The 13,763-nt window shown below is 44.9% G+C and carries 14 protein-coding genes; 7 read left to right on the top strand and 7 right to left on the bottom strand.

Translation table 11 applies throughout. From position 1 onward, the window contains the following. The first annotated feature begins 289 nt into the window (after positions 1–289). On the top strand, positions 290–1,462 hold the full coding sequence (locus ACEW9J_RS20860) for an RNA-guided endonuclease InsQ/TnpB family protein (protein ID WP_373547014.1): 1,173 nt from the start codon (positions 290–292) through the stop codon (positions 1,460–1,462). Positions 1,463–1,578: 116 nt separating this feature from the next. Here ACEW9J_RS20860 and ACEW9J_RS20855 read toward each other — a convergent pair whose 3' ends face one another. Beyond that, positions 1,579–2,784, bottom strand: a complete 1,206-nt coding sequence (locus ACEW9J_RS20855) for a glycosyltransferase family 4 protein (RefSeq protein ID WP_373547013.1) — start codon at positions 2,782–2,784, stop codon at positions 1,579–1,581. Positions 2,785–3,271: 487 nt separating this feature from the next. On the opposite strand from ACEW9J_RS20855, the gene cysK reads away from it, so the two are divergent. From cysK to ACEW9J_RS20840, 3 genes are all read left to right on the top strand, one after another. After that, positions 3,272–4,216, top strand: coding sequence for a cysteine synthase A (gene cysK, locus ACEW9J_RS20850; protein ID WP_373547012.1), 945 nt, complete (start codon positions 3,272–3,274; stop codon positions 4,214–4,216). A gap of 374 nt (positions 4,217–4,590) precedes the next feature. Continuing rightward, on the top strand, positions 4,591–5,271 hold the full coding sequence (locus tag ACEW9J_RS20845) for a J domain-containing protein (protein ID WP_373547011.1): 681 nt from the start codon (positions 4,591–4,593) through the stop codon (positions 5,269–5,271). Between the two features lie 30 nt (positions 5,272–5,301). Continuing rightward, positions 5,302–5,733 carry a VOC family protein gene (locus ACEW9J_RS20840; protein ID WP_373547010.1) on the top strand — a complete coding sequence of 144 codons (432 nt, stop codon included), beginning with the start codon at positions 5,302–5,304 and terminating at the stop codon, positions 5,731–5,733. Here ACEW9J_RS20840 and ACEW9J_RS20835 read toward each other — a convergent pair. After that, on the bottom strand, positions 5,709–6,350 hold the full coding sequence (locus ACEW9J_RS20835; protein WP_373547009.1) for an esterase/lipase family protein: 642 nt from the start codon (positions 6,348–6,350) through the stop codon (positions 5,709–5,711). The two genes, ACEW9J_RS20840 and ACEW9J_RS20835, sit on opposite strands and share 25 nt — an antisense overlap. A 374-nt stretch (positions 6,351–6,724) precedes the next feature. Between ACEW9J_RS20835 and ACEW9J_RS20830 the strand changes: the two genes are divergently transcribed. Continuing rightward, a complete protein-coding gene (locus ACEW9J_RS20830; protein WP_373547008.1) occupies positions 6,725–7,219 on the top strand; it encodes a hypothetical protein in 495 nt (164 codons plus the stop codon). A 235-nt stretch (positions 7,220–7,454) separates the two neighbouring features. Here ACEW9J_RS20830 and ACEW9J_RS20825 read toward each other — a convergent pair whose 3' ends face one another. Further along, positions 7,455–8,597 (bottom strand): tol-pal system YbgF family protein, encoded by a 1,143-nt coding sequence (locus tag ACEW9J_RS20825; protein WP_373547007.1) that lies wholly within the window; start codon positions 8,595–8,597, stop codon positions 7,455–7,457. A 184-nt stretch (positions 8,598–8,781) separates the two neighbouring features. On the opposite strand from ACEW9J_RS20825, the gene ACEW9J_RS20820 reads away from it, so the two are divergent. Beyond that, positions 8,782–9,489: an NnrU family protein gene (locus ACEW9J_RS20820; protein WP_373547006.1), complete on the top strand. Its 708-nt coding sequence runs from the start codon at positions 8,782–8,784 to the stop codon at positions 9,487–9,489. Between the two features lie 162 nt (positions 9,490–9,651). After that, the gene (locus ACEW9J_RS20815; protein ID WP_373547005.1) at positions 9,652–10,047 is read left to right on the top strand and encodes a thioredoxin family protein; all 396 of its coding nucleotides are present in this window, start codon (positions 9,652–9,654) and stop codon (positions 10,045–10,047) included. A gap of 62 nt (positions 10,048–10,109) precedes the next feature. Here the strand turns inward: ACEW9J_RS20815 and ACEW9J_RS20810 are convergent, their stop codons facing one another. From ACEW9J_RS20810 to patD, 4 genes are all read right to left on the bottom strand, one after another. After that, positions 10,110–10,661 carry a hypothetical protein gene (locus ACEW9J_RS20810; RefSeq protein WP_373547004.1) on the bottom strand — a complete coding sequence of 184 codons (552 nt, stop codon included), beginning with the start codon at positions 10,659–10,661 and terminating at the stop codon, positions 10,110–10,112. Positions 10,662–10,820: 159 nt separating this feature from the next. Then, complete coding sequence (locus ACEW9J_RS20805; RefSeq protein WP_373547003.1) at positions 10,821–12,479, bottom strand: dipeptide ABC transporter ATP-binding protein; 1,659 nt, start codon at positions 12,477–12,479, stop codon at positions 10,821–10,823. A gap of 251 nt (positions 12,480–12,730) precedes the next feature. Beyond that, positions 12,731–13,297 carry a zf-TFIIB domain-containing protein gene (locus ACEW9J_RS20800; protein ID WP_373547002.1) on the bottom strand — a complete coding sequence of 189 codons (567 nt, stop codon included), beginning with the start codon at positions 13,295–13,297 and terminating at the stop codon, positions 12,731–12,733. Positions 13,298–13,327: 30 nt separating this feature from the next. Continuing rightward, positions 13,328–13,669 (bottom strand): heterocyst frequency control protein PatD, encoded by a 342-nt coding sequence (gene patD / locus ACEW9J_RS20795; RefSeq protein WP_373547001.1) that lies wholly within the window; start codon positions 13,667–13,669, stop codon positions 13,328–13,330. Between the last annotated feature and the right edge of the window lie 94 nt (positions 13,670–13,763).

Below are 13,763 nucleotides of genomic sequence, written 5' to 3'. Positions count from 1 at the left end.
GTCAGAGGGTGGACAATTGAATATTTTCGTGATTGGAAAAAGCGGCGTGTGTAATCAAGGGAGAAATTATCGATATGGAAAGCTTCTACAACGTTAAAGCTTTTTCAGGACAACGTTGTAGACGTTGTAAGCGACATAAGCGCAGATGAAAGACGACTCGTGCGGATTTATCACTGGGCGGGTGACCCGACCAGAACGCCTAACGCCTTTAAATAATGATATCACCTTGCCCAATCCCTTGATTTATAATATTGTGTCTATCATAAGCATAGCTACACCAATATCCCTGATGCTCGTATTTGAGTACAAAGCTTACGGCAAATCTAACCAGTTCAACGCAGTTGAAGAGGCAATTCGTACAGTCCAATTCATTCGGAACAAGGCTATTCGGCTTTGGATGGATGGTGGGGCAAAGTCCTGTTACGACCTCAATAAATACTGTGCTGTGCTGGCTAAAGAGTCTCCGTTTGCCAACCAACTCAATTCTATGGCACGTCAAGCAGCGGCCGAACGTGCTTGGGCATCAATCCAACGTTTTTACGATAACTGTAAAGGTAAAATTGCTGGCAAGAAAGGTTTTCCTCAATTCCAGAAAGACAACCGTTCAGTCGAATACAAAACGTCGGGGTGGGCATTAAGCGATGACCGTAAATCGATTACCTTTACTGACAAGAAAGGTATTGGGAAATTAAAGCTCAAAGGAACCAGAGATCTAAACTTTTACCAGCCCGACCAAATCAAACGGGTGAGGCTGGTAAAGAGAGCAGATGGTTACTTTGTGCAATTTTGCATTTCTGTTGACCGGACGGAGGTTTTACCTGCTACTGGTAACACGATTGGATTGGATGTAGGGATTGCTAGCTTCTACACCGATTCAAACGGCTTAGAGGTTGAAAACCCTAAGTTTTACCGAGCTGGTGAAGTGAAAATGAAACGGGCACAACGCTTAGTTTCTCGCAAGGTCAAAGGGTCGAAAAACCGCATCAAATCTCGAATTAGGCTTGGTAGAATCCACCTTAAAATAAGCAGGCAGCGGAAGGATCACGCCGTAAAATTGGCGCGAAACGTAATCCGGTCTAACGACTTGGTAGCCTACGAAGATTTAAGAGTGAGAAACATGGTTAAAAACCATTGTTTAGCCAAATCAATTTCTGATGCGGGATGGTATCAATTTAGAGTGTGGCTAGAAATATTTGGGCGAATCTTTGGTCGGGTTACTGTTGCAGTAAATCCCGCCTATACGAGTCAAGAATGTTCTAGCTGTGGCGTAATTGTAAAGAAATCTTTGTCTACCCGCACTCACTCTTGTCAGTGCGGTTGTGAACTCGGACGCGACCACAATGCCGCACTCAATATATTGACCAAAGCAATAGGTACCGCAGGGCATGTGGGAACCTCAATACTAGATATTGGAACCGCTCAGGGAGATCCGTCCTCTACTATTGCTGGTGCAAACCTGTGATGGCAAGATGGGTCATTGAACTGAGAATCCCCGTACTTTTAAGTTCGAGTGAGCGAATGCGAAACCGAACTGAGTGCGGGGAGTGTCAACAACGATTGACTTGCTCAAACATGTCATCACCTAATACCCAATTGTGAGATAGACTGCTTTGTTTTAATCAGTGCAGTGTTATATACAGTTTCCGTTTGAACGGCAATCTTTGCCCAGTTAAAACGTTTCCCCAGTTCGTCGTAAGCATTATCCGTCAACCACTTGGCATAGCCAGGATTTCTGAGTACTTCCAAAATCCCCCAAGCGAGAGAATTGCAATCCCACCGCCACGTAACTATCCCCGTCTTGGTATGCCTTACAACTTCCGCCAGTCCTCCCGCATCAGAAACTACCACTGGCACCCTAGCCGCGAAACTTTCTAACGCGACAATCCCGAAGGGTTCGTACAAACTCGGAAACACGGCACAATCGGCTACGGTTTGAAATCTATCTAAGTCTTCATCAGACATAAAGCCTGTAAAAAAGCACTTCTCCCAAATCCCTAAGTCCCACGCCTGTTGTTTTAACCCATCAGTATTACCACCACCGATAAAGATCAGCTTGGCATTGCCACCTAGTTCCCACAATATTTTGGGCGCAGCATTAATCAGCACAAAGATCCCTTTCTCATAGGTCATCCGTCCCACATAATAAATGATTTGTTCGCGATCGGCTGCAAATCTGCGGCGAAAAGCCCAGAAGTCAAAATCTTTAGGGCGTTGCTTTTTCTCAGGGCGAATCCCGTTGTAGATGATACTAATTCTTTCCCAGGGACAGTGGAGGATTTGCCCTACTTCTTGCCGCATGTATTGACTACACACGATCGTCTGTTTGGCTGCTTCAACTAGCCGGATTTCGTGACTATGGACGTGTTCGCTACTGGGATTATGGATGCCATTATGCCGTCCAAATTCAGTCGCATGGATAGTCGCAACGATCGGAATCTGAAACTTTTCCTTCAACAAAATTGCTGTATCTGCTACCATCCAGTCATGAGCGTGGATGAGGTCGAAGTCTGGATTTCGGCCGATTAACTTCGCACCATATCTGCTCATACTGTCATTCATATTGTCGATCCAATTAAATATATCTTGGCTAAATCCAGCGACAGGAACGCGGTGGACATAGATGCCTTCGATGATTTCTTTAGCTGGTGCTTGACTGAACTCAACAGTGATGAGGTGAATCTCATGACCTAATTTAACAAGCTCTGGGTACAATTCCGCACCGTGACGAGCAATTCCGCCGATAAGGCGAGGTGGAAATTCCCAAATGAGAACTAAAATTTTCATCGCTAGTGGTTGCGCTACCTTCCTGTCCCTAATTGGTAATCGACCATTTAGCATCGGATGAGGATGCTACAGACAATGTAAGCTCAGAATATCTGAAAGTTGCTGATTATCTTTTTGACATTATGTCCGTCGATCGACAGATATATCTCAAAGTTAATGGTTATCTTTTTTACATTATATCTATCAATCGATCGATCTGGGATTAATTCAGCGTATAGTCACAAAGCATTTCCTTCAGTAAAGGCAGCTTGCATCAACAACGGAATAGAGGATAAATCCCGATCCGATGGCGATTTTGTATACTGGTCAAAGCGGGAAAATGTAAACTACGACGGGATAACAGCTCGACTGCTCAAGAAATAGAATCACAAATGTACAGAATATAATTTAGCGTTCATTTCTGGAGATATTGCCCAGCAATACCATAACTAACGGCAACCATGCAAATTCTCCGCTACCTTTTACTCTATCTCTCTTACCATCTCCTATGAAGATTGCCAACGATATTACAGAATTAGTCGGTCGCACACCCCTAGTCAGACTCAATCGCATCCCTCAAGCCGAAGGCTGTGTTGCAGACATTGTAGTCAAATTAGAGGGGATGAATCCTGCTTCATCCGTCAAAGATCGAATTGGGGTAAATATGATCGAATCTGCCGAAAAGGAAGGTTTGATTACTCCTGGTAAAACAATTTTAGTCGAACCCACATCAGGAAATACGGGAATTGCCCTAGCGATGGTAGCGGCGGCAAAAGGGTATAAATTAATCATCGCCATGCCTGAAACCATGAGCATCGAGCGTCGGGCGTTGTTAAAAGCCTATGGTGCCCAATTGGAACTGACTCCAGGTGTGGAAGGGATGAGCGGCTGTATTCGTCGCGCTCAAGAAATTGTCGATAAAACGCCTCATGCCTATATGTTGCAGCAGTTTCGCAATCCGGCTAATCCGCAAATTCACCGCAATACCACCGCTGAAGAAATTTGGGCAGATACAGATGGTCGTGTGGATATTTTAGTAGCTGGAGTCGGCACAGGCGGTACAATTACGGGGATAGCGGAGGTCATCAAAGCCCGCAAACCAGCATTTAAAGTTATCGCTGTCGAACCTACTAATAGCCCAGTCCTATCTGGTGGTAGACCAGGACCGCATAAAATTCAGGGGATTGGCGCGGGATTTGTGCCTCAGGTATTGAAGATCGAGCTGATTGATGAAGTTATCGCCGTCACAGACCAACAATCGATCGAGTATGGACGCAAATTAGCACGGGAAGAGGGGTTACTTTCGGGGATTTCTTCAGGTGCAGCTCTATTTGCCGCGATCGAAGTTGGTCGTCGCCCTGAAAATAAGGGTAAACTAATCGTCATGATTCAGCCTAGTTTCGGCGAACGCTATCTCAGCACTCCCCTATTTCAAGATCCAGAACCGAGTTAGACTTTAGGCGTTAGGCGTTAGGGTTTAGGGTTTAGGCTTTAAGCTTAGGCTTGAGGCTTTGGGCTTTATGCGATCGGGATAACACTCATCGAGTAAATTATCTATGGCGATCCTATTTGAGTTTCTGTGGATAACATCGATCTGTAGGGGCAGTGCTTCATTCATACTGTTGGCGTAGCCTTGCCAAAGGCAATTGCGTAGTCGTTGGCGTAGCCTCGCCTTTGGCGATAGTATGCCTGCCATCTAAGGTTGAAGCCGATCGTTTAGGATTGCGATATAGTTGTGAAAATCTCTAAAATCTAAATGGTGGGTAGTACCCGCTCTAAAGCCTAAAACCTCAAGCCTAAGCCTAATCACTCAAGCCTAATCGATCGATGTCCCAAACGCACTACCAAGTTCTCCAAATCGCACCTAAAGCCACCGCTGACGAGATCAAACAGTCTTATCGGCGGTTGGCGAAGCAATTTCACCCTGATGTCAATGGCGGCGAAGCTAACGCCGATCTCATCATCAAACTCAATGCTGCTTATGAAGTTTTGGGTGACGATCTCAAGCGGAGAGAGTACGATTACCTCCTGCAACCAGCGGTAGCAATTCCTCGCCAACAACAGTCGTCGTCCTACATCCCGCGTCGTCCTCCCACTGTCGGGCGGGAATTAGATGAAGAATTAATATTGTGGTTAAACCAAGTTTATCAGCCTATAAATCGGATGATTGGGTGGATTATCAAGCCGCTAAAAACACAAATTCACGAACTTTCTGCCGATCCATTTGACGATGAGTTGATGGGTAAATTTGAGGCGTATGTTACTGAATGCCAGCAGCATCTCCAGAAAATTGAGAAGACTTTTCACTCGATGTCTAATCCATCATTAATGGCAGAAATTGCCGCCAACTTATATTACACTATTAACCAAGTAGCTGATGGAATTAAGGAATTAAATTTTTATATCATGAATTATGATGAAACTTATCTGCATGACGGAGTTGAGATGTTTAAAATTGCCGCTCAGTTGCAGAGAGAAACTAATAAGAAGATTAAAAGCTATAAGTAATTTTAGAAGTAAAATTCGCCGCTAAAATATATGAGTAAAATTATATTTCACTTAGCATTTCCGATCGAGAATATCCCTGACACCAAAAAGTTTTATGTGGATGGGTTAGGCTGTACGGTAGGCAGACAGACTGCTAATTCGATGATTTTGAATCTGTATGGACATCAATTAGTCGCTCATGTTACTGAGAAACTACCGCCGCAGACAGGGATTTATCCCCGCCATTTTGGGATTGTATTTCCTACTTTAGCTGATTGGCAAGCATTACTCGATCGATCGACAGCCCAAAAATTAAACTTTTATCAGTCGGCAAAGCATCGATTTTCTGGTGCGATTACTGAGCATCGAACTTTTTTCTTGACCGATCCTTTTGCTAACTTACTAGAGTTCAAATACTATACTCACAGTGAAGCAATCTTTGGAGCTAGCGAATTTAGTCAAGTTGGCGATCTGACAGGTTGAGATAGTGCATCAGAAATAGCCTTAAAAGTGCGACGATCTGACACCATTAGGGGATGGGTAAGTGCTGGGATCTGCATTTCTGCACCAATGCCGAGCTGAGAACTACTCGGTGGTAAAATAATTAGGTCGAATGGTGTCCATAAAGAAGTAAAATTCAAAAGATTTAAGCGATCGACATCACTGTTTAGATCTCTAATAAAATCACTATGAGGACGCATTTGGATACAAGCAGGACGCATTGAAAAGTGTGCGGCGATTGTCCCATTGTGAGGAGTGGAAATAGTGATGAATCTCTGGACACGATCGATCCCGCCCAACCGTTGGAGATAATAACGAGTAACTAGTCCTCCCATGCTAAACCCTAGCAGATCGATCGGCTGGTGAGGTGCAATTCGATCGACTAAAATTGCTACCTGTTGCGCCAGCAGCTCTAGTCTGGTATCGCCATTATTGGGGACGAGATCGATATCAAAAACTTCCCAACCTAAATCGCGTAGGTACTTAGAAATATGTCGCATCTTCAGGCGGGTATCCATAATCCCATGTACGAGCAGAATCGGATTGCGGCGGCGATCTCCATCAATTTTGAGTAAAGTAATATCTGTAGGTACCTGCATATTTGTAGTTATTTGGCCAATATTAATATCAGTGCCAATCTTAAAATAACTGATGGTAGTCGATCGATCGGTTCGTGACAGTTTCTCAAGTGTCCCCAATTAAAAGATAGAGATTTGTTAAAGTATTGTTTTTATCATCATTTAGATCTCAGTCCGCGTTCGCGAAGCGTCTCGAAGAGAAGGCGGACTTTGCATCATGAGCGGCGATTTGCGAAAAGTGCGGTATTGGGCTTTGCCCAAGTGGAGCACCTTTTCAAGACACAATCGCTGTGCTATCTCTAGTAAATATTTGTTAAACTTTGTATTCTTATCTTGCACTTGTCAGCAGTCAAATTTGATAATTTATATTTATGTAACCCAAGAGATAATTTACTGTGTTTAACAATGTACTTAAAAAGATTTTTGGCAAAAAAAATGATGGCTTCTATCTTCAACTAGAAGATGAAGATGCTTCATCAAAGCCGGAAGCTAAAGCTCAAGCCAAACCTGACGCTACTCTAGCACCTCCAGCCGTGGTAACTACATCGAACGCGCCAGTTGCCGTTACGATAGCACCGACACCAGTAGCAATAACAGCACCAGCTACAGCCACTAAAGCCGAACAGAAGGCGGCTAAAATCGATAAGAAAGCTGCTAAAAAAGCTGAAGCAGCCAAAGTTGTACCAGCTCCAGCACCAACTTTACCTGCGGCTCCGCCAATTACCAACTTTGCTACCGATTACCTGATTAAGCCCTCCTCTAACAGTGGTCGTCGCCGCCCTGGTGCCAATATGAAAGGGTTCTTAGATCTCGCGCGTCAGGTTGAAAAGCCCAAAGAATTTAAAGCTACCGCATCAGAGCGAAAACCTAGTGCAGATGCGAAAACTTAGTGCAGGGTAGCAAGTAGCTGGTTGTTAGCGATCTTCTACTTTGAAATCGCCTTTAATGAGGGCTACCGCCTACCGAGGGGCTTTACTCCCTTCCCTTAATAAGGGGAGGGCTGGGGTGGGGTAAACAACCTCCGCAGCAACTTAAATAGCTGATGAATGCACAGTAGTATTAGAGGGAACAAAATAGGTTCACTCGATTACCTACGGTAGGCTACGCCGACGAGCAAAGCTCATGCTACGCGATCGAATTTCCGCCAGCATCCCGACACATAGCTAAAGTACTGTAGAGGTGAAAAGCTCGATCCCAATGGCTATCAGCGCGACGCAATAATTCAATGTGTGGATCGATGTGCTGGAGTAGCTCTGGGTAGCCGATCGCAGTCTCAGCAAAGGGTTTAAAATTGTTGTGAGTGGGGATAATCGGAATTTGTTCGTGAATTTGGGAGAGGAGATTTTTCCAGTTGTCACGGCTAGTCAAGGGTAGGGATTGACTATTCCATGACCGATCGCTAAGATCGTCAGTGAGCTGATGACGGTTTTGGGCGATCGATTGCTTGTACTCGCAAAAATTATAAGTCTGCGAACACAGTCTGAAGATGCTGCGACGATCGCGTAATTGCAAATCGCAGATCTGAACATAGTCGAGAATTTTTGGTTTGCGGTAAGTCCGATTACGGGCATCTATTTCGACAACTTCTTCAAAGATCGGTAGTATTCCGGTCACGATCTGAGTCACTTCCGACCAGTTAAAATTGAATGTCCGCAGTTCGGCTCGATCGTCCGTACACACGATCGTTGGTTGAGGGTGAAAAGACTGGAAATGACTAACTCGAAAAATATACATCTGCTGAATATCATGTTGCGAGACACAAAAACACGGAATCTGCGCTTGTTGTAATCGATCGCGATAGAATTCTAATTCTCCCATCTGTCCGAGCCGATACAGTCGCCAACCCCGACTGGGGAGCTGAAGTCTAGCACTATAAGGATCGAGAGCCATAATTTCGGCAAATTTCTGGACTACCGATTGCTTCTGGGCGGTCGAGATCGGTTCGAGCACCAAAAAACCTGGTTCGATGTTGTCGGTTATTCCATTCCTAGCAACAGCTAGCTCACTCGCCCGATCTTGTGCCTGAAGCTCCTCGATCCGCCCAATACCGCGACGTGCCTCAGTTGTAATTTTTAGATTCACAGTCTGTTGGAGCAGCAACCGATATATTTCGAGGGCGCGATCGAGTTTGTTGGTTGCTTCTTGCAATTGGGCGGCGTAAAGTTGTACTTGGGGATCGTCTGGTCGCTCCGCCACTAGAGCAGCGATTAATTTCGCGGCGGTCTGATAGTCCTGACGATTTAGGGCAGAAGCCGCTTGCTCTAGCATAGATTTAGAAAAATTAGTTGCAGATTCGGAGTCTGGTGAAAGTCGTCAGGATTTGGCACGATCCTCGCAGGTACACATTTGCCTTCGTATCTAGGATTCCCCAATCTGTACGTTAATTTAACTAGTCACTACATTTTTTTGCTGCATCTAAGTAGCAGATCGTTTCATCCTTAGTACCTACATAATGTCTCCATCATTGACTAGCCACGGCATCATCATTGGTTTATTACTCGGTTTTGCGATCGCACATAGTGGTTTAGCTGCTTTGCGCCCTTGGGGAGAGAGCAAGATCGGCGCGCGGTTATATCGAGTCCTATTCGCATTGGTGAGTATTCCCTTTGCGACGATTCTGATTATCTATTTTTTCAATCATCGCTATGACGGGTGGCAATTGTGGCAGGTGCAGGGGACTCCGTGGGTTGCCCCAGTAGTGTGGATACTATCCTTTATTTCTTTTCTGTTTCTCTACCCAGCTACTTTCAATCTGCTCGAAATTGCTGCTGTGCTCAAACCCCAAGTCCGTATCTATGAGACAGGCATTATGCGGATTACTCGACACCCGCAAATGATCGGTCAATTAATTTGGTGTGTCGCGCATACGCTGTGGATTGGGACTAGTTTTACATTGGTAACTTCGATCGGGTTGATGCTCCATCATTTATTTGCTGTCTGGCATGGAGATCGCCGCCTCACACAGCGGTATGGAACTGATTTTGAACAGGTGAAGGCTAGAACCTCGATCGTGCCGTTCCAGGCGATTTTAGATGGCAGACAGACACTGAAATTATCCGAGTTTCTTCGCCCCGCTTATGTTGGCGTCGTCGCGTTTGTGGCTTTATTTTGGTGGGGACACCCCTGGTTGATTCAGATGAGTGCTGGGGTGGGCTTCTAGGAGTTGAGGCGATCGGCGATCTTCAGTTCCGCCATCGAGAATCCCCCCTGATTACGACGATCCCCACCACTTATTCCTCGATCCCAGTAGCCCAATCTGACTAATTAGGGTTAAAATGAATGCTTATACGACAAAAAATTTAATAGTAACTAACCACCTTTTATGATCCAATCTGTAACAGATTTGAATTTTAGAGAACAGGTTCTTACCTCATCGATCCCCGTACTAGTCAATTTTGGAGCACCTTGGTGCGGACTGTGTAAGGTGATTCAGCCGACGTTGATTCAGTTTCGCGATCGCTGGGACGAGCAAATTAAGTTAGTTAATATCAATGCCGACGAGAATTTTAAGTTGGCGAGTGCCTACCAACTCAAGAGTCTCCCCACGCTGATCCTCTTTGCCAATGGCAAGGTTTCGGACAGGTTAGAAGGTTTTCATAGCCAGGAAGATCTGCGTACCAGTTTAGAGCGGATCGCGATGATTGCAACTCTCAACTGGCAAATTGGCGATCGAGGTACCCCGCTCCAGATTGATTGGCGATTGGTAGCGGCAGAATAAATCAGATTGAAGCAGCCAATCTTTAAAAGATTGGCTGTTTTTATTAGCAGGTAAAGACTGGTTTAATTATCTTTAAGTTTAGTCTTGGTAGTAGATTCTCTTTTGAATTGTTGTCTGCGTAAACTATCAATTCTTTCGTTGACTTGTTTTTGTAATTCTACTCGATCGACTCGCTTACTATAGATTTTCAAATACTTGATGGCTTCATCTGTGTTGCCATCGCTCTCCTTGATTCTGGCGAGAGCAAGATAGTCTTGGGTAGCAACCATTGGAGCGATATCATTGTAGCTTTTAATCAGTTGAGGTACGGCTACAGTTGATAAGAAAACTAATAATATAAATGATATTTTAGCGTCTGGTTTAGTTGACTCGACCAAATACATCGTCAAAGCAAATAACAATACCATCACGATTAACATAAATATTAAGTGTGGATCTTGAAGTAATAAGCTAGATGCTTGTTCGGTTTCAACTCTATTTCTGCCGATTGCGTATCCCACCAGCGCAGTAGTCGTTGGTAATGTAAATTGTCGGAGTGTAGAACCTTTGCCACTAAGATGAAAAATCAGCGACATAATACTGGCAATACTTGCACCCATATTCCAGATATTCATGTTTCACACCCTAGTTTTTCATTAACTGCCAATTGACGATCGATAGTTAAGATTGATTTGTTTGCAAGTAGGCAAACAAAACGAGAATCGATATCGCGAGCCATATTAACATAGATCGCCGTTAAATTTTCGCCTAGATTGAATAATCCAAACGATCTCCTAGCCTTGTTTGGTTAATAATGGAGCCGCAGCAAGTAGCTCTTGGGTATATGCTTGCTGTGGCTGGCTAAAAATCTGTTGAGTGTCGCCCATTTCGACAATTTGACCTTGATTCATCACGGCAATGCGATCGCACAAAAACCTCGCCAGCCATAGATCGTGGGTAATAAATAGATAGGTGAGATTATCTTCACGCTTGAGTTCTAGCATCAGGTCTAAAACTTCTGCCTGAATGGTAGCATCCAGCATACTGACTGGTTCGTCGCAAATTACCAGTTTGGGCTTGGTAATCAGCGCACGGGCAATTCCTACCCGTTGCTGTTGTCCGCCTGAGAGCTGATTGGGATACCTGTCGAAGTACTCTAGAGCGGGAGTCAATCCCACGCGTTCGAGCATCGCCAGTACTTGCGCTTTAGTTTCGGCAGGTGTAGCATTAATTTCGTGAATCACCAAAGGATCGGCAATACTTTCGCCAACGGTCATCATCGGGTTGAGAGACGCGCTCGGATCTTGGAAGATCATCTGCATATCCCGACGTTTGGCGCGCATCGCAGCAGGAGATAATCGGGTAAGTTCTTCACCACAAAATGTCACTGTACCGCCAGTGGCGGGAATTAGTTGTAGAATCGTGCGGGAAAGGGTACTTTTACCACAGCCAGATTCGCCGACTAGTCCAAAGATTTCCCCTTCATAGAGTTCGAGGTGGATATTATCAACAGCTTTGATGGTTTCTGTTTTGGCGTTGGTAAATAGTCGCTGAAGAAAACTCGTCTCGATCGTGTAATATTTCTGAAGTCGATCGAGTGTGAGGATCGGTTTTTTCTGTGCTAGCGCGGCTGAAGTCAGACTGGCAACTTTGTCATTTGCCTGAATGTGTAGAGCCGATCGCAGTAAAATTTGGGTGTATTCAGCCTGAGGATTGCCAAAAATCTGTTCGACAGTCCCTTCTTCTTCCTTTCGTCCTTGATTCATCACGACAATTCGATCGCAATAAGTCGCGATTGTCGCCAGATCGTGAGAAATCAATAATAATCCCATCTGGCGTTCTTGACACAGCCGCGTCAATTCGCGTAATATTTCCGCCGATACTCGCACATCTAAACTCGTCGTCGGTTCGTCAGCGATAATCAGCTTAGGATTGAGTAATAAAGCTAACGCGATCGCTACCCGCTGGCGCATTCCACCGCTGAATTCATGGGGATACTGGTTCCAGCGTTCTTCAGGGATTTTGACGGCTGCTAGGGTGTCTAGAGCGCGTTGTTTGGCTTGCTGTTTGGTGAGAGTTGGTTCGTGGGCTTGGAGGGTTTCTAGACAGTGATTGCCGATGCTCATTAGCGGATCTAGCCGCGTCATCGGATCTTGAAAGATCAGCCCGACGACTTCCCCCCGAAATCGGCGAATAGCTTGGGCATTCATCTCAGGAATGGATTGTCCTTCAAATAAGATTTGACCCTCGATCCGCGAATGCTCCGGTAGTAGCCGCATAATTGCTTTACCCAGGGTGGATTTACCACACCCAGACTCTCCGACAAAGCCGATTTTTTCCCCAGCAGCTAATTCAAAGGAGACATTGGCGATCGCATGTGTCAGTTGCTGGCTTGATTCTGGTTGAGGGTAAGTTACCCAGAGGTTTTGGACGCTTAGTAATGGCTGGGGCATGGGGAAACAGTTGATAGTTGATAGTTGATAGCTAATATTTGACAGCTAATATTTGAAATTACCCTCCTTTAGCGAGGGTGTATGCACAAGTCTATTTGATACTGCGGACTTTACCAAACAGGAGGGGCTTTAAATCCCTGCTGTCTGAAGGTGCGATAGTTATTAGTCGAGAGTTTAATCCCCGCTAACAACTTCGATCTCTTGATTCGCTGTCAACTGTCAACTGTCAACTGTCAACTGTCAACTTCCCCCTAACCTTTATCTCGATCGAATCTTCGCATCAGATACGCAGCGGCAAAATCGCCATTAGGGTGTTTTGTCAGGAGATCGGCTAAATCGAATACTCGTTGTGCCATTTCGACGCCAACTTTATCAATTACAGCTTGACGTTCGAGTTCGTTCATATGACTGGCGCGGGCTTGAGCTTGCCAAGCACCAGAGAATATTTGGGAGATGTTCGTGTCTAACTTCAATTGTTCGAGGACTTCCCATTCACCTCGATCGCACCAAATCCCGCCGCAAGTGAGACAATGTTCGAGATAAAATGGTTGCTTGAGGGTGATTTTTCCTCTCGCCATCATCCTCCTGCATTCTGGACAAGATGCTGTTTTAGTATCTAATGGACTAGGAATATATGAGAGATGATAATTTTGAGCGAGAATGTTGGGGTTTGGGGGGGTGTTTGGGCGTTCGGATCTCCAGATTTGATAGTTGTGTCCAGAAATCCACTCGCCTTCACACTGTTGACAATGTTTTGTCAAGAGCATGTCACTGAGAATTCCATTCACCAGCTCGGAGTTACATTTAGGACAATCCATCTTTAAACTAGTTGACAGTTAATAGTTGGGCTAGGCTGCGATCGCTGCTTGGCAATATTTCAGCAGTAGATTTAGTTTATCCTGATAAGCTTGACGGCGTTGCTCGATCGTGGTGGGATTGCGAGCAGTGGCGATAAACATCACATCCAGCGGGAGTAATCTCAATAACCGATGACTTTCAGTCAAATACGATCGCATTTTAGCAGCGATGGGAGCTGGAAGGAGATCGACGTTTTGGATAATAATCTCTGACTCAAATAACTCGATCGCTTGACTGAGACTGATTTTTAGGCTAGGAATGGAATCTGTCGGCAAGTTCGATAGTAGCGTAAATAATTGTTGCCACATCAAAATCTGTTCGGTCGGCAACATAAATAACTTAGTTAGAATAGAATAGCATGTAGACTATTTTACACTTCGATCGATCGGCAGACGCTACATCCCGAACCTTAATCCGCTTCAATTT

It is taken from the genome of Chamaesiphon sp., from assembly GCF_041737865.1.
Lineage (GTDB): Bacteria > Cyanobacteriota > Cyanobacteriia > Cyanobacteriales > Chamaesiphonaceae > Chamaesiphon.
This window is presented reverse-complemented; position numbering and strand designations above follow the sequence as displayed.